This is a genomic window from Algoriphagus sp. TR-M9 (genome assembly GCF_027594545.1).
GTDB lineage: Bacteria > Bacteroidota > Bacteroidia > Cytophagales > Cyclobacteriaceae > Algoriphagus > Algoriphagus halophytocola.
The window spans coordinates 3,662,955-3,688,245 of the sequence record NZ_CP115160.1 but is presented as its reverse complement, the minus strand read 5'-3'; the positions used below and the strand labels follow the sequence as shown (position 1 = coordinate 3,688,245).

The window sequence follows — 25,291 nt, the reverse complement described above, 5'->3', positions numbered from 1 at the left end:
TTTTGATAGTCGTGCAAGATTAATTAATTGGAATGAGCTTAACCATTAGACCTGTTCCTTGTGTAATTGCATAAATGTATCCGTCAGGACTTTGGGATACCTGTCTTACTCGGCCTAGATCCTGGAACATGACTTCTTGAGAAAGTGCTTTTCCACCTTCCATGTCCACTCGGTTGATGTGCATTTTGGCAAGGGCACCAATCAGAAAGTCGCCCTTCCACTCCGGATACTTGTCGGAAGTAACCCTAGTCATACCTGCTGTAGCAATGGATGGTACATAGTAAGTCAAAGGTTGTTCCATACCTTCTTTTTCCGTGATATCGGTGATTTCTGTACCGTCATAGTTGATTCCATAGGTAATCACTGGCCAGCCATAGTTTTTTCCTTTTTCCAATAAATTCAATTCGTCACCACCCTGAGGGCCGTGTTCTGAGCCAAACAATTGATTGGTTTCGGTGTCGAAATATAGTCCTTGCGGATTTCTATTTCCCAAGGTCCAAATAGACTGGACTGCATTAGGTTCATTTACAAATGGGTTGTCCTCGGGGATTCTCCCATCATCATGAACTCTATGGATTTTGCCGTGGGAATTACTCAGTGTCTGAGCATTTTCTGGGGTATCAAATCGGTCTCCGCTGGAGTAGAAAAGGTAGCCGTTTTGGTCAAAAACTACTCTACTGCCAAAGTGATTGCCACCGTCCCAACCGGGTACTGACTGAATTATTTCTTCTTGATTTACGGCAGTATTTCCCTCTAGCTTAAAGCGCATGACAGTGGTTGCGCCTTTACCCCCGTCTACTTCCTTGGAATAAGTGATGTAAATCCAGCCATTCTCTGCGTAGCTAGGATGTGCTGCCACGTCAAGTAGCCCGCCTTGTCCGTTGGTTCTTACCTCAGGAAGACCCTGTACCTTTTCACCGGTAAACGCATCGTCTTGAAAAATCAGGATTTCGCCTTCTTTCTCAGTTACTAGCATTTTGCCATCAGAAAGCCAAGTCATTCCCCAGGGATTGTCAAAGCCGGTATGAAGTGTGTCTAGTTTAACAAGAAGTTTCTCTGTTTGAATTGCATTTGCAGTGTCTACAGGCGCAAGCTCGTCAGCTGATTCTGCTGGCTTGGTGGAGCAAGCACCTGACAGGGCAAGCATACTGCCTAGTGTAATCCCTGAAAATAGAAGTTTGGAGTTTTTCATAGTAGTGAATTAGAGCCGCAAGATAAAGCTAATCTTGGGAACCTCCGAATTGCTGGGTTGGCTACACTTTGGATGCTTTTAAGAATTTTTCTACCTCAAGGACCATTTTTGCGGAGCCTGTGAATAAAGGTGTGCGCTGGTGAAGTGAGGTAGGGATGATATCGAGAATTCTCTGATGGCCGTCAGTTGCTTTTGCTCCGGCTTGTTCTGCGATATAGGCTAGGGCATTGGCTTCATATAGCAAGCGGAGTTTACCGGACGGGTTCTTCTCCGTAGCAGGATAAAGGTAAATTCCGCCTTTCAATAAATTTCTGTGAAAATCCGCCACCAAAGACCCGGTGTACCGAGCGGAGAATTTTTCTCTTTTACATTGATTGACATAGTCCAGTATTCCCTGTTCCCATTCCAGCTGTGAGCCTTCATTTACTGAATAGATCTGTCCGGTTTCCGGAGCCTTTATATCTGGGTGTGAAAGGAAAAATTCTCCCAGTGAGTTTTCGTAAGTGAAGCCATTTACACCACATCCGGTGGTATAAACGAGCATGGTGGATGAGCCGTAAAGCACATATCCGGCAGCTACTTGCTCTCTGCCAGCTTGCATGATGTCTTCTTTGAGTATGGGGCTGCCGACCGTTGTTTTTCTCCTGTAAATGGAGAAAATCGTCCCAATACTAATATTTACATCAATGTTTGAGCTACCATCCAGCGGGTCTATGGCGACCACATATTTTCCAGAGCTATTTTGTAAATCTATGACCGAATCCTCTTCTTCTGAAACTATGGCACAGACTTCGCCGCCTTTGCTCAGGGCGCGCATAAATCGGATATTGGCGATTACGTCTAGCTTTTGCTGTTCTTCGCCTTGCACGTTGACTTGACCGAAGGCTCCGCCAATATTGGACAGGCCTGCACGGGTGGTTTCCCGGTTGACGATCTTAGCTGCAAGGGCAATGTCCCGTAAAAGCTGGGAAAGTTCACCAGAGGCGAAGGGGAAATCGCTTTGTTTAAGTTTGATAAAGCGGTCCAGAGTAGTACCGACAGAGTAAGCAAGACCGCTTTGGTCTGGCGCGTAGGGTAAAATTCTCATATTGAAATAGTATAAATTGTGGTAGATATAGTAGAAAATTAAGCATTTATTTTAATGTCAAAAACTTTGATTTATAAATTCGGGGGAGCTTCTGTAAAGGATGCTGCTGCATTAGTAAACCTAGCTGATATTTTGCGTAATCGATTGCGAAATAATTTGGTAATCGTGGTTTCTGCAATGGGAAAATCTACCAATGCACTGGAAGAGATCTTGAGGATGAAGTTGGAGAATAAAGACTATTCTATAAATAGTACAAATTTAAAAGACTTCCATTTATCGATATGCAGGGACTTATTTCCCGAGAGTCATATGATTTTCCCGCAAATTAAAAACTACTTTATCCAACTGAATCATGAACTCAATAAAGCTCTGAGTGCGGTAAATTATGATGAATTTTATGATCGGATAATCAGTTTCGGGGAATTGGTCTCCTCTCGGATTGTGATGGAATACCTGTGCCTACAGAACCTCTTGGTGCTGTGGCAAGATGCTCGGGAGCTTGTGGTTACCAACAGTGATTTTCGTTTTGCAAAGGTAAATTGGGAGGAAACAAAGCGTAACTGCCAGCTGCAACTCAAACCCAAACTTGCTCAGTTTCCAGTGCTCACTCAGGGTTTTATCGGGCGGGATAGGCAGGGTAAAACTACTACACTGGGTAGGGAGGGATCTGACTTTACGGCGGCGATTTTGGCGGCCTGTCTGCAAGCCGTCTCCGTGACGATCTGGAAGGATGTGCCGGGAGTATTGAATGCGGATCCAAAGCGCTTTCCTTCCGCTCAGCTTTTTGATGAGTTAGGTTATGCTCAGGCGGCTGAGATGACTTATTACGGTGCTTCGGTCATCCATCCGAAGACCATTAAGCCCTTGGCAAACTCGCGCATTCCTTTATTTGTCAGGTCGTTTGTTGATCCGGATTTGCCAGGAACCAAAATCCATCAAAATGCCCCAATCCAAAACTTGGCAGCCATCATCCTAAAAAGAGACCAGCTTTTACTCAGCTTCAAAGTGACGGATTTTACCTTTATAGAGGAGCGACATATTTCGCTTATTTATGAAAAACTTCGTCAGTTAAAGCTTTCTGTCAATATGCTACAGACTTCAGCGATTAGTATTTCTATAGTATTGGACACACAGCTTTTTAAACTTCAACAATTAATCTCAGAGCTAAAGGGAGAATTTGAAATTAAATACAATGAGGGAATGGAGTTAGTGACAGTACTCCATCCCCAGAAGGAACTGCTGGTAGATTTACTGGGAGAGGACGAGATTTTTCTGGAGCAAACTACCAGAAACACCTTTCAGGCTGTACGTAAAGCTAAAATCTCATAGTTGGGTAAAGATTCTGAGTATTTGGCTAAAAATGAATAATTTAAGGAACTCTTAACTCAAACCCTTATACCTGATCTATGAACAACAGAAGAATATTTTTGCAAAAAGCCGGCTTGTCTGCAATGGCACTGAGTGTACCGGCATTTACACCACTTTCAGCAATGACTAATTTCAGTACAAACAACCAAGATACGAGAACGCTTCGTGTAGCTATCATGGGCCTCGGAAGTTACGGGACACGTGTGGCGGAGGCGATTCAGGACTGCAAGCGGACCAAGCTCGTGGGGGTGATCAGTGGAACCCCATCCAAAATCACGGCCTGGCAATCCAAGTATAATATCCCTGCCAAAAACTGTTACAATTATGAGAATTTCGATGCGATCAAGGATAATCCTGAAATCGACGCTGTCTATGTAATCACGCCAAACGGGCTGCACAAATCACAGTCTATCCGCGTGGCCCAAGCAGGTAAGCATGTGATCTGCGAAAAACCTATGGCTGTGAATGCCCTAGAAGCCCAGGAAATGGTCGATGCATGTGACAAAGCAGGAGTGAAGTTACTGATTGGCTATAGGATGCATTTTGAGCCCAACACCTTGGAAATCGTCCGCATGCGAAAAGCGGGTGAGCTGGGGACTCCGCTGTTTTTTCAAGGGCTGAGTGGCTTTATCATCGGAGATCCCACTCAATGGAGACTGGATAAGGAGTTAGCAGGAGGTGGTGCTATGATGGATATCGGTATTTACTCCATCAATGGAGCCAGGTATATGCTAGGCGAAGAGCCCGTTTGGGTGACTGCTCAGGAGACCAAGAACAATCCTGAGAAATTCAAAGAAGGGGTGGATGAGACCATTCAGTTCCAACTTGGCTTTCCCAGCGGGGCTGTGGCTTCCTGTCTTTCTACCTATAGTATGAATAATCTGGACAGATTTTTCCTGAACGGAAACAAGGGCTTTGCGGAGCTTCTACCTGCCACTGGATATGGTCCTATAAAAGGTAAGACGCACAAAGGACCCCTAGATAAGCCACATACCACACACCAGACGGTACAGATGGATGAGATGGCGGCGATTATTTTTGATGGAAAAACACCGGAGCTTCCAGTTGATGGGCGTGAAGGACTGAAGGATATGAAGGTCATCGATGCGATATTTCAGGCAGTTCGGACCGGTCAAAAAGTTAAATTGGACTTAGTTTAAGTTCTTATTTAAGAAATTTAGAGACCGTGCGCTCGATTCCTGGGAGGTAAGCAGACCCAAAAAGATTCAAGTGCACCAAGAGCGGATAGAGGTTGTAAAGGCCCATCCGCTCTTCAAAGCCACTCTCTAGCGGTAAGATTTCCTCGTAGGCCTGATAGAACCGTTCATCAAATCCTCCAAATAGCCTGCTGAAAGCCAGATCCATTTCTCTATGACCATAATAAACTGCCGGATCAATGAGGCAGGGCTGTCCATCGGCGGTGCTGATTACATTGCCCGACCAGAGGTCGCCATGTACCAAGGAAGGTTTCTCCTTTGGAAAAAGGCGGTGAAGTTTAGGGTAGATTTCTTGAAATTTCTTCAGAAACTCCAGCGGGATCAGTTTGTCAAAATAAGCTTTCCCGACTAGTGGCTCCAGTCTGTTTTCTATGTAAAAATCAGTCCAGTTGTCCGTTTGGAGATTTTTCTGTGGGATAGACGCTATGTAATTGTCCTGATCCAGACCGAAATTCTGATGATGAGCAAGGTGGAGGTGAGCGAGCCCCATTCCCATATTTTCCCAGTAATCAAGCTGGTATCTGCCAGATGGAATATACTCTGAAAGGAGAAAGTTGTAATCCTCTACTCTTCCGGTCCCATATACCTCGGGGACTTTGAGAAAGGTGGATTTTCGAAGTAATTGAAGCCCGTCAGCTTCTTTGGTGAGTATGTCTCTTTCGTGGTCAAAATTTAGTTTAAGAAAAAAAATGCCTGCTGTGCTCTCGATTCGAATTCCTTGGTTGTGAGTACCTGCTGCTACTAGAGAGGCTGATTTCAGCTGAGCCTTAGAGCCCAGGCTCGCCATGAGGATTTGTTCATAGAGTTCATTTTGATCAGGCATAGAGGTGATGTGTTGCTTTCACCTGCTTGAGGAAGTTTTCTATTGCCTCGTCGAGGATTTGATAGATTTCCTCGAAACCCTCTTCACCTCCGTAATAGGGGTCTGGAACTGATTGGCCTTTGGATCTTTCTACAAAATCCCGCATCAGGTGGACCTCTTTTTCATCAAAACCGTATCGGCTTTTGAGATTGTTCAGCACTCGGAGGTTGTTTTCGTCCATGGCCAGTATATAATCAAAATCCCGGAAGTCGGTTCTGTTTACCTGTCTACCTCTATGGTTCAGGGGTAAGTTGTATCTGAGAGCGCATTTAAGTGTGCGCTCATCTGGTAATTCGCCAATATGGAAATCCGAAGTGCCTGCACTGTCACAGAAAAACAGTGACTGCATGCCGTCTTCTTTCACCTTGTGGTTGAAAATGGCCTCTGCTAAGGGTGAGCGACAAATATTACCGAGACAGACGAATAGAACTTTGATCATTTATAAAACAAACTGGAATAATAGGTTTTCGAAAAAAACAAGGGTAATGAAAGTACAGATTTTTGAATGGAAATGCACGGATGAAAGAGTCTTTTTTGCAAGCTGTACCGAATTTCCCGAAATGGAGAAAGCTGTTTTTCTGAAATTAATGCGATTAATACTATTTCCACTCAAATACCTACTTTTGGATAATGAAATGGCTGTACAAAATTGCAATCGCCTTAGGAAGAGTAGTATTACTGCTTGGAGGACTATTTCTGCCCAAAATTAGACATTTTTCTAAGGGTAGAAAACAGCTGTTTGAAAGGCTTCAGAAGTACCGAAGCCAAAATTCGGGAAACCTGGCCTGGTTTCATGTGGCATCTTTAGGTGAGTATGAGCAGGCTAGACCGGTGATCGCTCAGTGGAAATCAAAGTTTCCCGAATACCAGATTGTGGTAAGTTTTTTCAGTCCTTCCGGCTATGATCATGTGGTCAAAAAGCCTCAGCCAAATGTTGATTTCATTACCTACATTCCTATCGATAGCAGGGCCAATGCAGTTAATTTTTTGGGACTTCTAAAGCCTACCGTGGCTTTTTTTGTGAAATATGATTTATGGTATCATCACATCGAAGAGATAAAAAAAATGGGGGTACCACTTTATTTGTTTTCAGCTTCCTTTCGCGCTGATCAGGTGTATTTCAAGAGGGATGGGTTTTTTAGAAGTATTTTATTTCAATTTGATCATATTTTCACGCAGAATAAACAGACAGTAGAACTGCTGAAAGCTATACACTACCAGCCAGTTAGCTTGGCAGGCGATACACGCTTTGACCGAGTGTCAGAAACCGCGCTTAACCCAAAAACCTTTCCAGATTTAGAAAAATGGTCCTCAAAGGGGCCAGTCCTGGTGGCTGGATCAGTGTGGCAGGAGGACATGGACTTATTGATTCCGCTGATCAATTCGCAAGATGGGTATAAGTGGATTATTGTGCCACATGATCTGGATCCGGAACCTATGAAACTCTGGGCGGAGCGACTGAAAGCGAAATCGGAAAAATATTCAGAATGGGATAAGGAGACTGTTCCCAGTATTTTGTTTATTGATAATATCGGTATGCTAAGCTCCCTTTATCAATATGCGAGGATGGCCTATGTAGGTGGTGCGTTTGGCAAGGGCTTGCATAATATTTTGGAGCCTATGGGCTTTGGGGTTCCTGTGATTTTCGGTGATTTGCAAAAGGTCTCCAAATTCCCGGAAGCATCAGAAAGCCAGGTGTATGGTTGTGGATTTTCAGTGAAAAATGAGCAGGAACTTCAGGCGGTTTTTGAGAAATTGAAGCAAGAGCAAGCTTATCAGGCTGCACGGTCAGCTACAGAAAGCTGGGTCAATTCCAATCTAGGAGCAGCCCAAAAAATTATTAATGAAGTGCAGAGATTACTAACTAAGGAATGAAAGGACGAGTTATAAAATCTACGGGTAGCTGGTACTCTGTGCAGGTGGGGGAGTCGGTGCTATCGGCCAGATTGAAAGGCAAATTCAAGCAGGACGAATTGAAATTGACCAATCCAATTGCGGTGGGAGACTGGGTGGAGCTAGCCAAGGAGCCTAATCAGGAAACTGCAGTTATTTCGGAGATACTTCCACGGGAAAATTACGTGATTCGAAAATCCACGAGAAAGCAGCATTTTTCGCACATTATAGCCAGTAATGTAGATCAGGCTATTTTGGTGATAACGATGAAATCGCCCCGAACCTCACTGGGGTTCATCGATAGGTTTTTGGTGAGTACGGAAAGCTTCAGGATTCCGGCCATTTTGGTAGTGAATAAAAGAGATCTGATGTCTGGAGAAAAAGCGGAAGACTGGTTGCTGGATATTTATGAAATATATAAGCCGCTGGGATATCAAGTTATGGAAGTATCTGCGGCCAGTGACCTGGACCTCAAAGAAAAGTTTGAACCTATTTTGGCCAATAAATCAACCTTGATTTCCGGTCACTCTGGGGTGGGGAAATCCACTTTGCTGAATGCGCTGGTGCCTGAAGCCAAACAGCATACGCAGGAGATATCGGGCTTTACTGCCAAAGGTGTGCATACTACTACTTTTGCGGAGCTTTTTGCACTGGACAATGGTGGAGATCTTATAGATACCCCGGGGATCAAAGAGTTTGGGATCTTAGATATAGAGGATCAGGAGCTCTCACATTATTTCCCGGAGATGAGGGCTTTTTTGGGAAAATGCAAATACAATAATTGCCAGCATCTCAATGAACCGGGATGCGTAGTACTAGAAAAGTTGGCCGAAGGGTATATACATCCCTATAGGTATGAAAGCTACGTGAACATCCTCAATGAAGAGGATGACCATAGATAAGAACTTTCGTAATTTTGAAAGCAAAGAGAATTGACCTAATTTTCAATTTTGAACAAAACCATGAGCGAAGTACTCAATCATCAACAGATAAAGAAGAAAATCACCCGAATGGCTTACGAGATCTACGAAAGAAATCTCCATGCCTCAGGGGTAGTTTTGGCGGGGATTTCCGGTATGGGCGTCACCTTGGCCAAATTGCTCGCTGATGAACTAAAGGCCATATCTAAACTACAAGTAGAGGAAGTAGAAGTGCTGTTGGATAAAGTGAGTGTAGCGAATTCCGAGGTGAAACTTTCTGATCCCCTCACGCTTACGGGTAAATCCCTGATCCTGGTAGACGACGTGTTAAATACCGGACGTACCTTGGTCTATGCCATGAAGCCTTTTCTGGATGAAGAGCTTTTCAAAATGGAAATCGCAGTACTGGTCAACCGCAGTCATGGATTGTTTCCGATCAGACCGGATTACACAGGATTTGAACTTTCTACTACTTTAAACGAACACATCAGGGTTGATTTCTCTGGTGATAATTTCTCCGTACACCTTCATTAAGTTATGTCTGTACATTCTGCCGCAAACGTCAAAAGAATAACTACTCATATTCTTCAGGAAATGAAGGATAGAGGAGAGAAGATTTCCATGCTTACATCCTATGATTTTTCTATGGCAAAAATCGTAGATGCTGCTGGGATCGATATTATTTTGGTGGGGGACTCCGCCTCCAATGTGATGGCTGGTCACGAGACCACTTTGCCCATCACCTTAGATCAGATGATCTACCATGCATCAGCTGTGGTGCGAGCAGTCAGCCGTGCGTTTGTGGTAGTGGATATTCCTTTTGGTAGCTATCAGGGGAATAGTTCTGAGGCTTTACGGTCCACCATCCGGATCATGAAAGAGTCTGGGGCACATGCGGTGAAGGTAGAAGGAGGCTCCGAAATACGTGAGTCCATCACCAGAATCCTAAGCGCCGGAGTGCCGGTGATGGGGCATTTGGGCTTGACTCCACAGTCGATTTACAAGTTTGGGACATACACCGTTCGTGCTAAAGAAGATGCAGAAGCTGAAAAGCTGATCTCCGATGCCAAATTATTGGAGGAGTTGGGATGCTTTGCTGTAGTTCTGGAAAAAATCCCCGCCAAGCTGGCTAAAACTGTGGCAGAGTCTGTTTCTATTCCCGTGATAGGAATAGGAGCCGGGGGGCATGTGGATGGGCAGGTCTTAGTTGTCCACGACATGCTGGGGATCACGCAGGAATTCAAACCAAGATTTCTGAGGCAATATGCTGATCTACAAGGGGTAATGATGGAGGCCTTTGGAAAGTATATTAAAGATGTGAAAAGTAAAGACTTCCCGAATGACTCGGAGAGTTATTGATAGAAAAAAGGAGCAGATGTAAATCTGCTCCTTTTTTTGGCTTATTATTTCTTTAATAAGTCCTTAAAGGTTTGTATCCCGGTATCAATCATTTCTTTCATAGAACCTTGGGTTACTTCCATGTATTTGGCAGGATCACATGCTGCATAGTGGGAAGCAAGATTTATCTCATCTCCGGATACCATGACTAGCTGCGGGTAGGAGGATTTAGAAAAATAATCTACCTGGGCAGCCGTGGTCTCCTGTACTTTGGTTTCTGCAAAAACCCCTTCAAAATCAACATTCTTTTTCAGGCCAACGGATGCATCAAAAACTGGTGCGCTGGCAAAATGGCCTGCTAGTATTCTTACCCTAGAGTAGAATCTTTCTTGATTGCCCGCATTTGCAAACCCTTTAAGAGAGGATGTCAAGCTGGTGGTCTGTTGATTATCAGATACATCTAGGGCAGAGGAAAGGTGTAGGTTCATTTTAGCTTTCACCGAAGATGAATTGGTAAAGCCAGATGAATTTGCATCCAGGTTTACAAATGGGAAGATGAAGGTAGCTTCTGCTACATAAGCGTCACCTAAATCCTGGGATAGTTTGGAACTGGTGTCTGTGAAGGTAGACTTTTCTCTTCCTGAGTTATCTAGTCCTTTTACCCAATACTCATATCCCTCAGGGGTGACCATTACAAAGCCCAGAGCCTGAGCTGTGGAACTTGCCCCTCCTTTAACTTTTGTATAGCCTTTGTAATATTCACTTTGCCCAGCTTCATCTGCGGTGATGATTTCAAATCCTTCAGCCTCTAGTTGGGCTACAAAATCTGCGTAAGCCTCGTTGATCATTTTCTGGAATTCGGGCACATCTACTCCACTTAGCTGTACGCCCATGCTGGTTTTAGTCCCGGATACATAGGTGGCGCGATTAGCACGTTCTTTTTTTGATGCCTGCGTGCTGGCAGTTGCTTTTTCGTAAACTTCAAATAGGGCCCGGAACTTTTGAATGTAAATTCTTTTGGGCGATTTGGAGGCTTGATTTTTTCTATGCATTGTATTGATATCATAGATTTTTGATGGGATAATCGGATCGGCAGGTTGCAAAATCGAAGTTGCCCAAAGCAGTAGAGTTAGTAATAAGATTTTCATAAAAGAGATAGTTAAAACGTGACTAGTGAATGGTATTGACTGTCCTAAATTAGCTGAAGCGATCAATAAAACGCTATGCTGTTGTTCTAGGGGATTTCCATATTTTGTCACAGAAATGTTAATTAAATAATTGACAATCAATTATTTGATATGTGAATTTTAAAAATTAGGAAATGAAATCAGACCTCTTAAATAGGGCATTTGGCGTATGAAAAAAATGTGTTTTACCTAGCGCTTTTTAGGCTTAGATAATTTTTCAGGCAAAAAAAAGACCGGGAATTTCCGGTCTCTTGTCCTTGCATTTTTGATTTATATGTATGTCCGCTTTTTTGCCAGTAAGGAGGCTAAAGCAATATGGCAGCACATGTTAAACTTTAGAATTGAGGCACACTTCAGCCTGTACCGCTCCTGCGGGAGTCTTCGGTCACTTGAACTGAGCGTAGTCGTAGTATCGGTCTTCCGACCAGATAAGCGAAGGTTCTAAGGTGACTGGCATCATTGCGGATAATCAAATTGATTTATTTGACTTTTGGGCTTTCTTTTTCATTGATTTTTTCCTTCACGCGGATCATGAAATCACTGAGCACATTCATGTAATTTATGAAAGCATCGTAAGGTGAATCATAGGGACTGAAGTAGGAGTGGATATCCCCGTCTGAAAAGAACTTGGTGCACATATAATAGAAGTGGTCACTGGTCTGTAGGTAGGTCCAGTCCCGCTGGATTTCCTCATCGTCTATGGACTTGACGAGCTTTTCCATTTCATACAATCGGTCAAAAGCTTCATCCTGTAGATCATTTCCCAGCCATGCTGTCAAGTCCCGCTCTTCATCTGCCCAAGAGATGGGGATAGGGACATGGATTTTTCCTACTGGAGCGATCTTCGCCGACACTTCTGATGGAGTGGAGAAGCTAAAGGAGGTTTTACTGAAGACTGCTTCAGGTAGATGTCGCATAAAATCAAAAATACCGGTTTCTGCCCACTGGTGTTCTCCGAAGGTCTCATAATCCATAAATAGGTTTAGGACTTCTTCACCTGCGGGAATTTCATTGATCCAGTTAATGAATTTTTCAGTGGTTAACGGATAGTCATCCCAGGCTTTGTTGCCAAAGCGGAATGCGATGTCGTCTGAAAGTTGAAAGTTTTTAAGTAGGACTTTTAGCTTAGGTTCTATGGAGTTGCAATAGACGTAGTTGGGACTTTTCCATCCCAATACGTGTTTGGCTCCTTCGGTTAATATCGCATCAAATCCCATGTCAGAGACCATTTTGCCTATTTCGTCCGAATAAATGAGCTCGGTGTTTCGGAATACTTTGGGTTGGTATCCGTTGAAAAGCTTTTTAATTTTTTGCTGGTGGTTTTGCACCATATCTTTGAACTCCTCCTTGCTTTTCAAAGCCACCAAAGCGTGTGCGTAGGTTTCATTGAGCAATTCACAGTGTCCTGTTGCTACCAGTTTTTGAAAGCTCTCCAGCACATCTGGAGCAAATTCCTCCAATTGATCAAGGAATACTCCGGACAGTGAAAAGCTGACTTTAAACGCCCCGTTGTACTTTTCGATAAGTTCCAAGAGTAAAGCATTCATAGGTAGGTAGCACTTCTGGGCTACTTTGCGCATGATGCTTTTGTTAGAAAAATCATCCCAGTAATGATGATCTTCGCCGATATCAAAAAACCTATAGGGCTTTAGCCTGTAGGGCTGGTGCACTTGAAAGTAAAAGCAGATGGTTCTCATGATTTCTTATCTAAAGTATTTGAATACACAGTGACCAGTTTTTCTGCCACATGTTCCCATTTTAATTTTTTCAATTCCTCAATACCCAGCTCTTTGAACATTCTGGATATTCCGTCATAGTGCAGCAGGGCAAAGATCGAATCGGCCATGGAGTCTATGTCCCAGAAGTCAATTTTGATGGCATTAGTCAGCACTTCTGCTACTCCTGATTGTTTGGAAATAATCACGGGCGTATTGTGTCGCACAGCCTCTAGCGGGGAAATTCCGAAAGGTTCCGATACAGAAGGCATCACATAAACGTCTGATATTGCATACATGTGATCCACATCATCTCCCTTGAGGAAACCGGTGAAGTGAAATTTGGTGCCCATTCGGAGTTCAGCCACTCGATCTATCATTCTATTTAGCAAGTCCCCGTTTCCGGCCATTACAAATCTTACATTTGGATCACGCTGAATTACCTTTTTCGCAGCTTCTACAAAATACTCTGGGCCTTTTTGAAAGGTGATCCTGCCTAAGAAGGTGACGATTTTTTCAGGTACTTTCTTATTGTATTTGGATTTGATGATACTGGCATCCAACACGGCATTGTGCAGCACACTCACCTTGTGAGCGGGGATTCCATATTTGTTCACAATGGTGTTTTTGGTCAGTTGACTTACCGCCAGCACATGATCTGCAGCTTCCATTCCTGCTCGCTCTATGTCATAGACAGTTTGGTTGACACTTTCACCAGACCGGTCAAACTCAGTAGCATGCACATGTGCTATGAGTGGTTTTCCGCTTATTTCTTTAGCAGCGATCCCTGCAGGAAAAGATAGCCAATCATGCGCATGAATGATTTGATGGTCCTTGTTTTTGGCTATTTGCGCAGCTACTAAGGCATATCTGGAAACCTCCATCAGGAGATCTTTGCCGTATTTCCCGCTGAATTCAAACTTGTTGGAAAAAATGCTTTCATCCACATCAGTCCGGTCATGAATGGCATAATCCGTGAATTTTTTAAATTCATCTGGGCCTAGGTAGGGTACCAAGAAACTACTGACTTCGAGGTAAGTAAGGTTTTTCCAGATGGATTTGAATTTTTTCTCCTTATAGTCTACTATGACATCGCTGGCATTTACGAAGTCCGCCAATGGTTCTTCATCTCCCCAGAGTTTTGGGACTACAAAAATGATATCCTGATTATGATGGGCCAAACCTTTGACCAGACCATAACAGGCCGTTCCAAGACCTCCAGAAATATGTGGCGGGAATTCCCACCCGAACATGAGCACCTTCATAAAAAGTCTTTTATATTTTTTCTTTGATCAAATCCATCATTCTCAACAATTCTGACACACTCCAGGCCTGAGAAATAGCTCCTTTGGGTCGATGTGGAGGGTCACCATCGTAGATTTCAGCGACTGCACCCACACCATACTGCGTCATTACACCATCGAATCCCTTGATTATTTTACTGATAAAATTCGAACTGGACTTCCCGTGTAATTTTATATATCCTTCTACAAAGTGTCCCAGTGGCCAAACCCACACCGTGCCATTATGATAAGCTTGATCTCTGCTGATCTGGTCTCCAAAATAGTATCCCTTGTATGCGGGGTCATCAGGGGCCAGGGAGCGCATGCCTCTGGTGGTAAGAAGTTTCGATTTGGCAACTTCCAGTACCATATCGCACTGCTCTTCACTGAGCATAATGTATGGGAGCGAGGTCGCAAAAACCATATTTGGGCGGATAGACCAGTCTTTATTGCTTCCATCTACACAGTCTGCTAAGTATTCAAGTTCTTCTGACCAGAACTCTTTCACGAAACTTGCTTTAATTTTATCGGCTTGGGCGGCTATGGACTCGTCTCCAGTGAGTTCGTGATAAAAGCATAGAGCATTGTACCAAAGTGCCTGTATTTCTACTGGGCAACCTCTGCGCTGAGTCACCGGGCCATCTGGCGTCACTGCATCCATCCAAGTCAATGCAACGCCATCCTCACCTCCGTAGACCAGGCCATTTTCCAGTACTTTGATGTTGAAATCAGTGCCGTCCATGTACCCATCTATTATTCCTTTCATTTTACCGAGATACCTGTCTTTGATGGTTTTGCTGTCTTTGGTGTATATGATGTATTGCTGCAAGGCCCAGAAGTACCAGAGTGGCGCGTCTATAGAATTCATATTAGAATTCACACCGCTTCCCACATTTGGGAAAAGAGGGCCTTTCAGGTCTTTGGACATGGTATCCATGATGTCCAGGAAGGTTTTGCTATCTCCTGTGGTAAGCGTAAGCCCAGGAACTGCCACAAAGGTGTCCCGTCCCCACCATCCAAACCAAGGATAGCCAGCGATTACTCTGGTTTGGCCATCACGTTTTCTGATGAATTGGCCGGCTGAGTTTTTCAGACAGTTTTCGAAATTATTTCTTGGGATTCTTCGGGCAATTTCTTTTTCAAATGCATTTTGTCTGGTTTTGGGATCTGCTTCTGTCAGTCCCGCTGAAAAAATGACAGATTCCCCTTTAGTGATATCAAATTCAAAATACCCAGGCACATAGAGGTCTTCTTGATAGTCATACCCCCTTTCGCGTTCTAAGATATACTCCACATTATAATACCAGTCAGGTGCAGGTACGAATTCCGCTTTTTTGGAAAGCTGAATAAATAATGGATCGTAAGATTCATAAAGCTGGAAAACAGCTCCATTTGGCGCTTTTTTGAATTTCTTGTTGATATAGGTATTGGCCTTGGATAGTGCGTGAAAACTTCTAAAAGCCAGAAATGGGGATATGCGGATTTTAGTGGGAGAGTGTGCTTCCAGTAGGGTGTATCGGATCATGACCCGGTCCCGATTGGTGTCCAGGATCAGTTCCTTTTGAAGCAGTACTCCTCCCACCCGGTAGGTGAGTTTGGGGATAGGCTCTGAGTCAAAGTCCTCCAAATACTTATGTCCTCTGGGGGAGTAATTGCCGGGGAATTTGCTGATGCCCAAGTTAAAGCTCGCTCCATGCTGAATCACCGTTTCATGAACGGTTGATAGCATGACATGACTTTGAGTGTCAATCTGTGGCTGTGGCGCTACCAGTAGTCCGTGGTATTTTCGGGTATTGCACCCGATAATAGAGGTGCTGGTATAGCAGCCAGATTGATTGGATCTAATTATTTCCCTTTCAAGAGAATAGTTAAGATTTATCAGCTGGGTTTTGTCAAAATGTATATAACTCATGAGAATATTCTGTCTCATTAAAAATAGAGTATTGAACTGATAAGAAAAATGAAATGCGAAAAAATAAAGGTTATGTTTCCATAACCTCTTGATTTAAGTGAAATATTCAGGAATGAACCGCTTCCTTTTGCAATTCCTCGAAGTTTTTGAGCGATTCTTCAAATTTTGTCAGATAATTTTTTGCCATTTTAATGTTGATTGGCGTGACCTGCGGGAATTTTGGTGAGGATTTGAACAAAGTAAACATCTCAAGTTGGTTTAGTTCTGTCGGATTTTATCAAATGTTGTGCCAACAGACTCTCTATAAAAAGCAAAACCCCTCACTAGGAGGGGTTTTGGGTGAAAGACCGGGTTCGAACCGGCGACCTCTGGTGCCACAAACCAGCGCTCTAACCAGCTGAGCTACAATCACCATGTAGATCTAAGGAGAATTGAACTCTCCCAAATGGTCTGCAAAAGTAATGATTCACTTTTCTATGTGCAAGAGAGCGCTTAAAATTTTCCTGAAAATTTCAGTCTTTCTCCTTTTCTCTCCTCGTGAAATGTCCCGTTTTCGTACGCCAAATGTCCGGATACTATAGTGTGGGTCACTTGGGACTTGAATGTATGCCCTTCGAATGGAGACCAGCCGCATTTTGACAGCACATTGGCTTTGCTGACCTCCCATGGCGAGTCCAGGTCTACCAAGACCAGGTCTGCAAAGTATCCTTCACGGATAAATCCCCTGTCCTCTATTCTGAAGAGCTTAGCTACATTGTGACTCATTTTCTGGGCGATCAGTTCCAGATTGATTTTTCCTTGATGGTAAAAATCCAGCATGGCTACCAGACTGTGCTGATTGAGCGGTCCTCCTGAGGGTGCTTTAGTGTAAACTTGGGCTTTTTCTTCCAAAGTGTGCGGGGCGTGATCGGTAGCTACGACATCGATCCTGCCATCAATGACAGCTTGCAGAATTGCCTTGCCATCAGCTGCCGTTTTCACTGCAGGGTTCCATTTGATCAGGGTGCCCTTGGTCTCGTAATCTTCCTCTGCAAACCACATGTGATGAATACAGGCCTCTGAAGTGATTTTTTTCTCTTCCAAAGGAATTTTATTGGTGAAAAGCTCCAATTCCCTGGCCGTGCTAATATGTAAAATATGGAGGCGGGTTCCATGTTTTTTTGCCATGGCTACAGCTCTGCTGGACGCATCATAGCAAGCCTCTTCAGAGCGGATTTTCGGGTGAAACTTCACCGGGATATCATCCCCATAAATTTCTTTGTATTTGGCGAAGTTCTCCGCAATGATGTGGTCATTTTCGCTATGGATGGCGATCAGTGCTTTGCACTCTTTGAAAATTCCTTCCAGAGACTCGATATTGTCCACGACCATGTTTCCAGTAGAGGAGCCTTGAAATATTTTCAGGCCACATACATTCTGGAAGTCCACTTTTAGGATTTCGTCCAAGTTGTCATTGGTAGCTCCCATAAAGAAGGAGTAGTTGGCAAGGGAAACTTCAGCCGCTCTGCTGTATTTTTGCTCCAGAAGTTCTACCGTGGTAGCCTGTGGGACGGTGTTGGGCATTTCCATGTAGGAAGTGGTTCCACCAGCCACTCCGGCCTTTGCTTCTGTGTAGATTTCGGCTTTATGTGTGAGTCCCGGTTCTCTAAAATGTACCTGATCATCGATTAGTCCTGGGAAAAGATATTTTCCCTTTGCATCAATATGTGTGTCTGCACGCTCAGAACTAAGGTTGTTACCAAGTTTTGCTATTCTTCCATTTGCTATCAAAACATCTCCCGGACTTATCCGGCCTTCATTGACTATATTTGCACCGGTGATCAGAATACTTTTCATCATATCTCCTTTTTGGATTTTACTATTTCAACCAAAATTAACGAATCATGAGCAATGAGTCCCCAACTTTTGAAGCATTTAAGCTAAATCGACAGCTGTTGAATGCGGTCGCGGATGCGGGCTATGTTCACCCTACTCCCATTCAGGAGAAGGCCATCCCCCTGGCTTTGGCAGGTCATGATGTGCTTGGCATCGCGCAGACCGGGACGGGAAAGACAGCGGCTTATGTGCTGCCACTGCTCATGAAGGTGAAGTATGCACAGGGAGATCATGCCCGAGCCGTGATATTGGCTCCTACTAGGGAGCTGGTCATGCAGATTGAGGAAGTGGTACTTCAAATGGCCGCAAATACGGACCTAAGAATGGTTTCACTTTATGGTGGATTGGGGCCTAAGACTCAAATTGAAAATCTTGAAAAAGGAGTTGATATCATTGTTTCCACACCGGGAAGATTTTTGGACATCTATAGAAAAGGGAAAATCCTGACCAAGGAGATCAAAACCATGGTGCTGGATGAGGCAGATAAAATGATGGATATGGGTTTCATGCCACAGATACGTTCCATTCTGGAAGTGATACCAGTGAAAAGACAGAACCTGCTTTTCTCGGCTACTTTTGGAGAGCGGATTGATCGGTTTGCTGCCGAGTTTTTGGAGTTTCCGGAGCGGGTGGAGGTGACTCCATCGGCCACTACTGCTGAGACTATCGCGCAGGTGAAATATCTGGTGCCTAATATTAAAACCAAGCTTAACCTTCTTTCTCATCTGCTACAGGCCGAAACGGTCAGTAGAGCGATCATTTTTACCCGGTCGAGAAAAAATGCCGAGGAGGTTTTTGCATTTTTGAATCACAGAGGATACGGTGAGATACGCGTGATTCATGCCAATAAAGGTCAGAATACCCGGATCAATTCTATTGAAGATTTCAAAGGTGGAGAGGTGAGGGTTTTGGTAGCTACAGATGTAGCTTCCAGAGGCTTGGATGTGACCATGGTGAGCCATGTGATCAATTTTGATGTGCCCTTAATCTACGAGGATTATGTCCATAGAATCGGGCGAACTGGGCGGGCAGAGAAAGAAGGGATTGCTATCAGCTTTGTGAATCCGGCAGAGACCTATCATTTTGAAAAGATCGAAGAGATCATCCGAATGAAGGTGGAGGTAGCTGAAATACCTAAAGCAGCGGATGTCACCAATACGCCCTTTGAAGAAAAGCAGGCTTATGCCCGTGAGCTAGATCGACTGATGCAGCGCGATAATCCAGATTATAAAGGTGCGTTTCATGAGAAGAAAGTCAAGCCCAAAAAGAATATAGGAAAGGGTGAAAAAGCACGAGCCAAAAAGACAGGCAATAAGCGGAACCGAAACCAAATGAAAACCAAGAACCAAAAGAATAAGGGGAAATAAAAAAGCCCTGAATTTTTATCCAGGGCCTGTTTATTCTATCGCTCAGTCCGGGTATTGGTCCCGTCCACTCTGATTCGATTTTCTCGATTTGCCACATCCCAGGCAGTATGGAAAATCAGTTTTACTCTTTTTTCCATCAGTGGAAATTCGATTTTATCCACAGTGTCAGTTACTTGGTGGTAGTCATCGTGTACTCCGTTGAAGAAGAAGGCAATCGGAATATTGTTCTTTGCAAAGTTATAATGATCTGATCTGTAGTAGAATCTGTTTGGATCGTCTTCTGCGTCATATCTGTAATCCAGGATCAGGTCAGAATAGGTGATATTATTGTATTCCAGGATTTTTTTCAGATCTGTAGAAAGCATCTCTGAACCGATCACATATACAAAATCCGTATTGGAAGAATCCTGGTATTCATAATCAATACGGCCTACCATGTCTATATTCAGGTTCAGGATGGTGTTTTCCAGTGGAAATATAGGATGGTCAGCATAGTAAGCTGAGCCTAGTAATCCTTTTTCCTCTCCGGTTACATTTAGGAATAGGATGGATCTTCTAGGTCTGTTTCCCTCCTTAGCCGCAGTGGCAAATGCCTCAGCGATTTCCATGACAGATACAGTTCCTGAGCCATCATCATCTGCACCGTTGAAAATTTCTCCGGTGCTGCTCACACCTACATGGTCGTAGTGGGAGGAAATGACGATTATCTCTTCTTTTTTATCCGTGCCTTCTAGGAAAGCCAGGATGTTTGATGAATCCACTTCTTCTATTTCTTTTTCGATTTTATAAGAAGCCTTTTGAGATTTGATGGTCTCTGGGCTAGACTTGGCAGCTTCTTTTAGGTCCTCTACTGGAGTTTCGAAAAGCTCGGCCATTTTGTCGGAGCTGACCATAAATACCGGCTTTTGCTCTACTTCCTTAGGGAATCCGATGCGGCCTTTACCTGCCAGGGTTTTATAACGGTTCGCAATCCGGTCAAAATTTGCTTGACCTTCCATACTTACCAAAACCACCCCTGCAGCTCCCGCGTCCATCACTTGGGTCAGTAGGTTGTTTGACCTTACGCCCACAGCCCAGATTCCTACTAACTTATCTTTCACATCCACCTTGGCCAGGTTTTCATCAGATACCAGCCCAAGGAATACCAGGTCAGTTTTGGATGTTTTCTTCATGTCGCCATCTCCGACAAACACGAAATCTTCATTGTTGACCAACTTGTTTTTTCCTACTTTAAGCTCTACTTCGCTGAAAGAGGAGCTTACCAGCTCTACGCTTTGAAGGTAGCCGCCATCCACTGGACCGGCAAGCCCTAAGTTTTTGTAGAATTCTACGATGTAGTTGGCTGCGATTTTTTGCTCTTCAGAGCCCGTATCTCTACCTTTCATCTCATCCGAAGCGAGGTAGGTCAAGTGCTCTTCCAGATCTCCGGCAGAAATGGTGTTGGCATATTTCACCTGAGCCGGTGCTTGAGCCAGGACAGATGCAGAGAGGCCAAAGGCCAAAGCACCTGATAGTAATAGACTTTTATTCATCAGTTTATAGTTAGGTTTTTATTGAATTCGACCTGAGACTCATTTGTTTTAGTTGTAAAAAGGCATTTCAAAGGAGCTTCTTGTCGAAGGTGATAATTTTTTACGATGCTAAACTAGATAAATTTTTTTCTGAATAAATAACCGTTTATAAATTTTGACCTATCTCAAAGGAAATAATGGAAGTCTTGAAAGTATTATCTTTCAATAAATTGTACCTTTGCAGCTTGAAAATTGAGCCAATTTCAAACCCAAATAGTTCATTGTCCAAACGTTCTTATATGAAGATCAATCTTTCCAATGCGCTCAAGTTTGAGCACAGACACAATGGCCCGACCGATACAGCAATCGCTGAGATGCTGGAGAAAATCGGAGCTTCAACTTTAGAGGAATTAATCAACCAAACTGTACCCCAAGCAATTCAGCTCGATAGGCCACTGGATCTTCCGGCAGCGAAATTGGAATCTGAATTTTTGAAGGACTTTAAAAGGCTTGCCTCCAAAAACAAGGTTTTTAAATCTTTTATTGGTTTGGGGTATTACGATACGTTAGTGCCTAGTGTGATTTTGAGAAATGTGCTCGAAAATCCAGGATGGTACACCGCTTATACCCCGTATCAGGCAGAGATAGCTCAAGGTAGGCTGGAAGCGCTGATCAACTTCCAGACTGTGGTGATGGAATTGACCGGGATGGAGCTGGCGAATGCCTCTCTACTGGATGAGGGAACAGCTGCAGCTGAAGCGATGAATATGCTTTTTGCAGTGAAGCCTAGGGAGAAGAAGAAGGCGACTAAGTTTTTTGTAGACGAGAAGGTTTTTCCTCAGACCAAAGCGGTTTTGGAAACCAGGGCAGAGCCTGTGGGTGTAGATTTGGTGTTCGGGTCTATAGATGAGCTGGACCTGACGGACGAAGACCTTTACGGGGTTTTGTTTCAATATCCTGATGCAGACGGTGAAGCTAGAGATTACTCAGCGATCGTAGCTGCAGCAAAGGAAAACAACGTAAGTACTGCTTTTGCGGCTGATTTGTTGGCATTGACACTATTGACAGCTCCAGGCGATATAGGAGCAGATGTAGTGGTGGGGTCTTCTCAGCGATTTGGCGTGCCTATGGGGTACGGTGGCCCGCATGCAGGCTTCTTTGCGACTAAGGAAGCTTATAAAAGACAAATTCCAGGACGAATTATAGGAGTGTCGCAAGATCGTGAAGGCAATAAAGCTTACCGAATGGCTTTGCAGACTCGCGAACAGCATATCAAAAGAGAAAAAGCTACCTCAAATATTTGCACAGCTCAGGTTCTATTGGCGGTGATGGCTAGCTTTTACGCCGTTTATCACGGCCCAAAAGGTCTGAAAAATATTGCGCTACGGACTCACGGTCTAGCCAAACTCACAGCCAAAGCGCTGGAGAGCTTGGGATATCAAGTGCTTTCAGAAAATTACTTTGATACCATTAAAGTAGGAATTGAAGCCAAAAAGCTAAATGCTATTCAGTCCTTGGCACTGTCTTCGGAAATGAATTTCCGATACGATTATGATCAAGTTTTCTTATCCTTTGACGAAGCCAAAACCTTAGCAGATGTGAAGGCTGTGGTGGAGGTTTTTGCGAAAGCCAAGGGAGTAGAAGCTCCAGATCTATCAGCTTTGGCAGATGCAGTAGAGTTTGAATTGCCAGAAGCTTTGGTAAGAAAGTCTGAATACCTAGCTCATCCGGTTTTCAATAATTTCCAGAGTGAGCACGAAATGCTTCGCTACATCAAGCGCCTGGAGAATAAAGATTTGTCTCTGGTTCACTCCATGATTTCTTTGGGATCCTGTACCATGAAGCTGAATGCTACAGCCGAAATGATCCCTGTGACCTGGCCAGAGTTTGGGCAGATGCACCCGTTTGCACCTACTGATCAGACCGCTGGTTATCAGGAGCTATTTGCGCATTTGAGACATTGGCTGAATGAAATCACCGGTTTTGCAGATACTTCCCTTCAGCCAAACTCCGGTGCACAGGGTGAGTTTGCAGGATTGATGGTGATCAGAGCTTATCATCAGAGTAGAGGGGACCACCATAGAAATGTGGCTTTGATCCCGACTTCTGCACATGGTACCAATCCAGCATCTGCAGTAATGGCTGGAATGAAGGTAGTATTGGTGAAGTGTGACGAAAAGGGAAATATAGATTTGGATGATTTGCGTGAAAAGGCTACGGCTCATTCCAATGAATTGGCGGCTCTGTTAGTGACTTACCCGTCTACCCACGGTGTTTTTGAAGTTGCTATACAGGAAATCTGCCAGGTGATCCATGAAAATGGAGGGCAAGTATATATGGATGGTGCAAATATGAATGCACAGGTAGGGCTGACTAGTCCGGGTAGAATAGGTGCGGATGTCTGTCACTTGAATCTGCATAAAACCTTCTGTATTCCTCATGGAGGCGGAGGACCTGGTATGGGGCCTATTTGTGTTGCTAGTCATTTGGCACCATTCCTTCCTGGAAACCCAGTGGTCAAAGCAGGAGGAGAGCATGCTGTATCTTCGATTTCAGCTGCGCCTTATGGAAGTGCGAGTATTTTACCGATCTCGTATGCTTATATCGCTATGATGGGCGGAGATGGTTTAGAAAATGCCACTAAAATGGCGATTCTAAATGCGAATTACATCAAAGAAAGGTTGGCTGAACACTTCCCTATTCTTTACACCGGTACTCAAGGAAGAGCGGCTCATGAGATGATCGTGGATTGCAGAGGGTTTAAGGAAGTAGGCATAGAAGTAGAAGATATTGCCAAGCGATTGATGGATTATGGATATCATGCCCCTACGGTGTCTTTCCCTGTGGCTGGTACATTGATGATTGAGCCGACCGAGTCTGAGACTAAGGTTGAATTAGATAGATTCTGTGATGCATTGCTTTCTATCAGAGCGGAAATTCAAGAGATCCAAGACGGTGAGGCTGATCAGGAGAACAATGTGTTGAAAAATGCGCCTCATACGGCTTCTATGGCACTTTCGGACAACTGGGATTTACCTTACTCCAGAGAAAAGGCGGTTTATCCGTTAAGCTATGTCAAAGAGAATAAATTCTGGCCTAGCGTACGTAGAATCGATTCTGCATTTGGGGACAGAAATTTAATGTGTAGCTGTATTCCTGTAGAAGAATATGCAAGCGAAGAAGCTTGATCCAATAAATTAGAATAAAAAAAGGGCTATCGAAAGGTAGCCCTTTTTTAGTTTATTCGATCGGGGATTGTGGCTCCTTGGATAATTGGATCTCCAAACCGCCGGTTTTAGATGCGATAAAATTATAAACTACAGCACCTAGTGCTCCAAAAATAAAGCCTAAGACTCCGTAGAATATAGGGAAAACAATGACCATCCAAATTCCTAATCCACCCATTCCGCTATATTCACTACCAAGCAATCCAGAAAAAGCTGAAAGAAATAGGGCGTAGAAGAGACCGATTACAAAACCCATAATTGCCATGGTGAGACCATATATTCTAGCCATGGACGTCACTCCGATTTTCTCAATTTTTACCATTTAGTCAAAAGTTTAAGTGAAGGTTGTATGCACAAAGTATTAAAAAACTAGACATAAAAAAAGCACACCGAAAAGTGTGCTTTAAAATATTAAGCTGTAGGCTATTTACACGTTCACGTGCCTTTCAGCATGATAAGATGATCTCACCAACGGTCCTGATTCTACATATTTCAATCCTCTAGCCAATCCCTCTTCTCTATATTCTGCAAAAAGATCTGGGTGGATAAATTCAGCTACCTCTATATGTCTTTTGGTGGGCTGCAGATATTGGCCAAGGGTAAGAATATCACATCCGTGGGCTACTAAATCATCCATGGCTTTAAACACTTCTTCTTTTTTCTCACCCAAACCTAGCATAATGCCTGTCTTGGTTCTTTTGCCAAATTCTTTGGTTAGTTTCGTCTGCTCCAGCGAGCGGGCATATTTGGCTTGAGGGCGGACTCTTCTATAAAGGCTTTCCACGGTCTCCATGTTATGGGAAACCACTTCTTGACCCCCTGAAATCATTCGATAGAGTGCATCCCAATTGGATTTCACGTCCGGAATTAATGTTTCTATGGTGGTTTCAGGTGAAAGTTCTTTTGTTTGGATTACCGTCTGGTACCAGATTTCAGCTCCTTTATCTTTCAACTCATCACGGTTGACAGAGGTGAGTACGGCATGTTTTACACCCATCAGCTTGATGGCTTCTGCCACTCTCCTTGGTTCGTCCAGATCGTATTCAGGTGGACGTCCAGTCGCCACAGCACAAAATGAGCAAGAACGCGTGCAAACATTTCCCAAAATCATGAAGGTGGCCGTACCGGCTCCCCAGCACTCACCCATGTTTGGACAGTTTCCGCTTTCACATATGGTGTGAAGTTTATGTTCATCTACCAGTTTGCGGACTTTAGCATATTCTTTTCCTACCGGAAGTTTTACCCTTAGCCAGTCAGGCTTTTTTCTTCGGGTTGCTTCTTCGGAAATTACAGGTAATTCGATCATTGATTTCTGATTTGATGCAAAGGTAAGTCAG

General features: G+C 43.8%; 20 protein-coding genes and 1 tRNA gene. 8 read left to right on the top strand and 13 right to left on the bottom strand.

The window, feature by feature from the left end; translation table 11 throughout:
• Nucleotides 1-19: 19 nt before the first annotated feature.
• Together PBT90_RS15490 and fbp are read right to left on the bottom strand one after the other, a co-directional pair.
• Nucleotides 20-1,192, bottom strand: a complete 1,173-nt coding sequence (locus PBT90_RS15490; protein ID WP_264807408.1) for a PQQ-dependent sugar dehydrogenase — start codon at nt 1,190-1,192, stop codon at nt 20-22.
• A 61-nt stretch (nt 1,193-1,253) separates the two neighbouring features.
• Entirely contained in the window at nt 1,254-2,279 is a 1,026-nt protein-coding gene (gene fbp, locus PBT90_RS15485; RefSeq protein WP_264807407.1) for a class 1 fructose-bisphosphatase, read from the bottom strand.
• A 54-nt stretch (nt 2,280-2,333) separates the two neighbouring features.
• Here fbp and PBT90_RS15480 point away from each other — a divergent pair, with 54 nt between their 5' ends.
• On the top strand, nt 2,334-3,608 hold the full coding sequence (locus tag PBT90_RS15480; protein ID WP_264807406.1) for an aspartate kinase: 1,275 nt from the start codon (nt 2,334-2,336) through the stop codon (nt 3,606-3,608).
• 77 nt (nt 3,609-3,685) lie between these two features.
• A complete protein-coding gene (locus tag PBT90_RS15475) occupies nt 3,686-4,807 on the top strand; it encodes a Gfo/Idh/MocA family protein (RefSeq protein ID WP_264807405.1) in 1,122 nt (373 codons plus the stop codon).
• Between the two features lie 4 nt (nt 4,808-4,811).
• On the opposite strand, the gene PBT90_RS15470 is transcribed toward PBT90_RS15475, so the two are convergent.
• Both PBT90_RS15470 and PBT90_RS15465 read right to left on the bottom strand, forming a co-directional pair.
• Nucleotides 4,812-5,687, bottom strand: coding sequence for a fructosamine kinase family protein (locus PBT90_RS15470; RefSeq protein WP_264807404.1), 876 nt, complete (start codon nt 5,685-5,687; stop codon nt 4,812-4,814).
• Nucleotides 5,680-6,165, bottom strand: a complete 486-nt coding sequence (locus tag PBT90_RS15465) for a low molecular weight protein-tyrosine-phosphatase (protein ID WP_264807402.1) — start codon at nt 6,163-6,165, stop codon at nt 5,680-5,682. Before PBT90_RS15465 ends, PBT90_RS15470 begins: the two co-directional genes overlap by 8 nt.
• 191 nt (nt 6,166-6,356) lie before the next feature.
• On the opposite strand from PBT90_RS15465, the gene PBT90_RS15460 reads away from it, so the two are divergent.
• From PBT90_RS15460 to panB, 4 genes are read left to right on the top strand one after another with little or no spacing between them, the layout of a single operon-like run.
• On the top strand, nt 6,357-7,601 hold the full coding sequence (locus tag PBT90_RS15460) for a 3-deoxy-D-manno-octulosonic acid transferase (RefSeq protein WP_264807401.1): 1,245 nt from the start codon (nt 6,357-6,359) through the stop codon (nt 7,599-7,601).
• The gene (gene rsgA, locus PBT90_RS15455; RefSeq protein WP_264807400.1) at nt 7,598-8,521 is read left to right on the top strand and encodes a ribosome small subunit-dependent GTPase A; all 924 of its coding nucleotides are present in this window, start codon (nt 7,598-7,600) and stop codon (nt 8,519-8,521) included. Before PBT90_RS15460 ends, rsgA begins: the two co-directional genes overlap by 4 nt.
• Before the next feature lie 60 nt (nt 8,522-8,581).
• Complete coding sequence (locus PBT90_RS15450; protein WP_264807399.1) at nt 8,582-9,073, top strand: phosphoribosyltransferase family protein; 492 nt, start codon at nt 8,582-8,584, stop codon at nt 9,071-9,073.
• Between the two features lie 3 nt (nt 9,074-9,076).
• The gene (gene panB, locus PBT90_RS15445) at nt 9,077-9,898 is read left to right on the top strand and encodes a 3-methyl-2-oxobutanoate hydroxymethyltransferase (RefSeq protein WP_264807398.1); all 822 of its coding nucleotides are present in this window, start codon (nt 9,077-9,079) and stop codon (nt 9,896-9,898) included.
• Between the two features lie 44 nt (nt 9,899-9,942).
• Here panB and PBT90_RS15440 read toward each other — a convergent pair whose 3' ends face one another.
• The 6 genes from PBT90_RS15440 to PBT90_RS15415 all read right to left on the bottom strand — a co-directional run bounded on the left by PBT90_RS15440 (nt 9,943) and on the right by PBT90_RS15415 (nt 17,810).
• On the bottom strand, nt 9,943-11,025 hold the full coding sequence (locus PBT90_RS15440) for a hypothetical protein (RefSeq protein ID WP_264807397.1): 1,083 nt from the start codon (nt 11,023-11,025) through the stop codon (nt 9,943-9,945).
• Between the two features lie 518 nt (nt 11,026-11,543).
• Nucleotides 11,544-12,761: a glycoside hydrolase family 57 protein gene (locus PBT90_RS15435; protein WP_264807396.1), complete on the bottom strand. Its 1,218-nt coding sequence runs from the start codon at nt 12,759-12,761 to the stop codon at nt 11,544-11,546.
• On the bottom strand, nt 12,758-14,044 hold the full coding sequence (locus PBT90_RS15430; protein WP_264807395.1) for a glycosyltransferase family 4 protein: 1,287 nt from the start codon (nt 14,042-14,044) through the stop codon (nt 12,758-12,760). The genes PBT90_RS15435 and PBT90_RS15430 overlap by 4 nt, the downstream gene beginning before the upstream one ends.
• 10 nt (nt 14,045-14,054) lie before the next feature.
• The gene (locus tag PBT90_RS15425) at nt 14,055-15,974 is read right to left on the bottom strand and encodes an amylo-alpha-1,6-glucosidase (RefSeq protein WP_264811466.1); all 1,920 of its coding nucleotides are present in this window, start codon (nt 15,972-15,974) and stop codon (nt 14,055-14,057) included.
• A 337-nt stretch (nt 15,975-16,311) separates the two neighbouring features.
• A tRNA-His gene (locus PBT90_RS15420) sits at nt 16,312-16,387 on the bottom strand.
• Nucleotides 16,388-16,466: 79 nt separating this feature from the next.
• Complete coding sequence (locus tag PBT90_RS15415) at nt 16,467-17,810, bottom strand: dihydroorotase (protein ID WP_264811465.1); 1,344 nt, start codon at nt 17,808-17,810, stop codon at nt 16,467-16,469.
• Nucleotides 17,811-17,857: 47 nt separating this feature from the next.
• On the opposite strand from PBT90_RS15415, the gene PBT90_RS15410 reads away from it, so the two are divergent.
• Entirely contained in the window at nt 17,858-19,216 is a 1,359-nt protein-coding gene (locus PBT90_RS15410; RefSeq protein ID WP_264807393.1) for a DEAD/DEAH box helicase, read from the top strand.
• 35 nt (nt 19,217-19,251) lie between these two features.
• Here the strand turns inward: PBT90_RS15410 and PBT90_RS15405 are convergent, their stop codons facing one another.
• Complete coding sequence (locus PBT90_RS15405) at nt 19,252-20,748, bottom strand: M28 family peptidase (RefSeq protein ID WP_264807392.1); 1,497 nt, start codon at nt 20,746-20,748, stop codon at nt 19,252-19,254.
• Nucleotides 20,749-21,026: 278 nt separating this feature from the next.
• Between PBT90_RS15405 and gcvP the strand changes: the two genes are divergently transcribed.
• Complete coding sequence (gene gcvP / locus PBT90_RS15400) at nt 21,027-23,915, top strand: aminomethyl-transferring glycine dehydrogenase (RefSeq protein WP_264807391.1); 2,889 nt, start codon at nt 21,027-21,029, stop codon at nt 23,913-23,915.
• Between the two features lie 52 nt (nt 23,916-23,967).
• Here gcvP and PBT90_RS15395 read toward each other — a convergent pair whose 3' ends face one another.
• Together PBT90_RS15395 and lipA are read right to left on the bottom strand one after the other, a co-directional pair.
• Complete coding sequence (locus PBT90_RS15395) at nt 23,968-24,276, bottom strand: hypothetical protein (protein ID WP_264807389.1); 309 nt, start codon at nt 24,274-24,276, stop codon at nt 23,968-23,970.
• Between the two features lie 105 nt (nt 24,277-24,381).
• Nucleotides 24,382-25,260, bottom strand: a complete 879-nt coding sequence (gene lipA, locus PBT90_RS15390; RefSeq protein ID WP_264807388.1) for a lipoyl synthase — start codon at nt 25,258-25,260, stop codon at nt 24,382-24,384.
• Nucleotides 25,261-25,291 lie beyond the last annotated feature (31 nt).

Coding starts and splice junctions, on each gene's coding strand:
- PBT90_RS15490 (WP_264807408.1), bottom strand. CDS start 1,192: ATGAAAAACTCCAAACTTCTATTTTCAGGGATTACACTAGGCAGTATG.
- fbp (WP_264807407.1), bottom strand. CDS start 2,279: ATGAGAATTTTACCCTACGCGCCAGACCAAAGCGGTCTTGCTTACTCT.
- PBT90_RS15480 (WP_264807406.1), top strand. CDS start 2,334: ATGTCAAAAACTTTGATTTATAAATTCGGGGGAGCTTCTGTAAAGGAT.
- PBT90_RS15475 (WP_264807405.1), top strand. CDS start 3,686: ATGAACAACAGAAGAATATTTTTGCAAAAAGCCGGCTTGTCTGCAATG.
- PBT90_RS15470 (WP_264807404.1), bottom strand. CDS start 5,687: ATGCCTGATCAAAATGAACTCTATGAACAAATCCTCATGGCGAGCCTG.
- PBT90_RS15465 (WP_264807402.1), bottom strand. CDS start 6,165: ATGATCAAAGTTCTATTCGTCTGTCTCGGTAATATTTGTCGCTCACCC.
- PBT90_RS15460 (WP_264807401.1), top strand. CDS start 6,357: ATGAAATGGCTGTACAAAATTGCAATCGCCTTAGGAAGAGTAGTATTA.
- rsgA (WP_264807400.1), top strand. CDS start 7,598: ATGAAAGGACGAGTTATAAAATCTACGGGTAGCTGGTACTCTGTGCAG.
- PBT90_RS15450 (WP_264807399.1), top strand. CDS start 8,582: ATGAGCGAAGTACTCAATCATCAACAGATAAAGAAGAAAATCACCCGA.
- panB (WP_264807398.1), top strand. CDS start 9,077: ATGTCTGTACATTCTGCCGCAAACGTCAAAAGAATAACTACTCATATT.
- PBT90_RS15440 (WP_264807397.1), bottom strand. CDS start 11,025: ATGAAAATCTTATTACTAACTCTACTGCTTTGGGCAACTTCGATTTTG.
- PBT90_RS15435 (WP_264807396.1), bottom strand. CDS start 12,761: ATGAGAACCATCTGCTTTTACTTTCAAGTGCACCAGCCCTACAGGCTA.
- PBT90_RS15430 (WP_264807395.1), bottom strand. CDS start 14,044: ATGAAGGTGCTCATGTTCGGGTGGGAATTCCCGCCACATATTTCTGGA.
- PBT90_RS15425 (WP_264811466.1), bottom strand. CDS start 15,974: ATGAGTTATATACATTTTGACAAAACCCAGCTGATAAATCTTAACTAT.
- PBT90_RS15415 (WP_264811465.1), bottom strand. CDS start 17,810: ATGAAAAGTATTCTGATCACCGGTGCAAATATAGTCAATGAAGGCCGG.
- PBT90_RS15410 (WP_264807393.1), top strand. CDS start 17,858: ATGAGCAATGAGTCCCCAACTTTTGAAGCATTTAAGCTAAATCGACAG.
- PBT90_RS15405 (WP_264807392.1), bottom strand. CDS start 20,748: ATGAATAAAAGTCTATTACTATCAGGTGCTTTGGCCTTTGGCCTCTCT.
- gcvP (WP_264807391.1), top strand. CDS start 21,027: ATGAAGATCAATCTTTCCAATGCGCTCAAGTTTGAGCACAGACACAAT.
- PBT90_RS15395 (WP_264807389.1), bottom strand. CDS start 24,276: ATGGTAAAAATTGAGAAAATCGGAGTGACGTCCATGGCTAGAATATAT.
- lipA (WP_264807388.1), bottom strand. CDS start 25,260: ATGATCGAATTACCTGTAATTTCCGAAGAAGCAACCCGAAGAAAAAAG.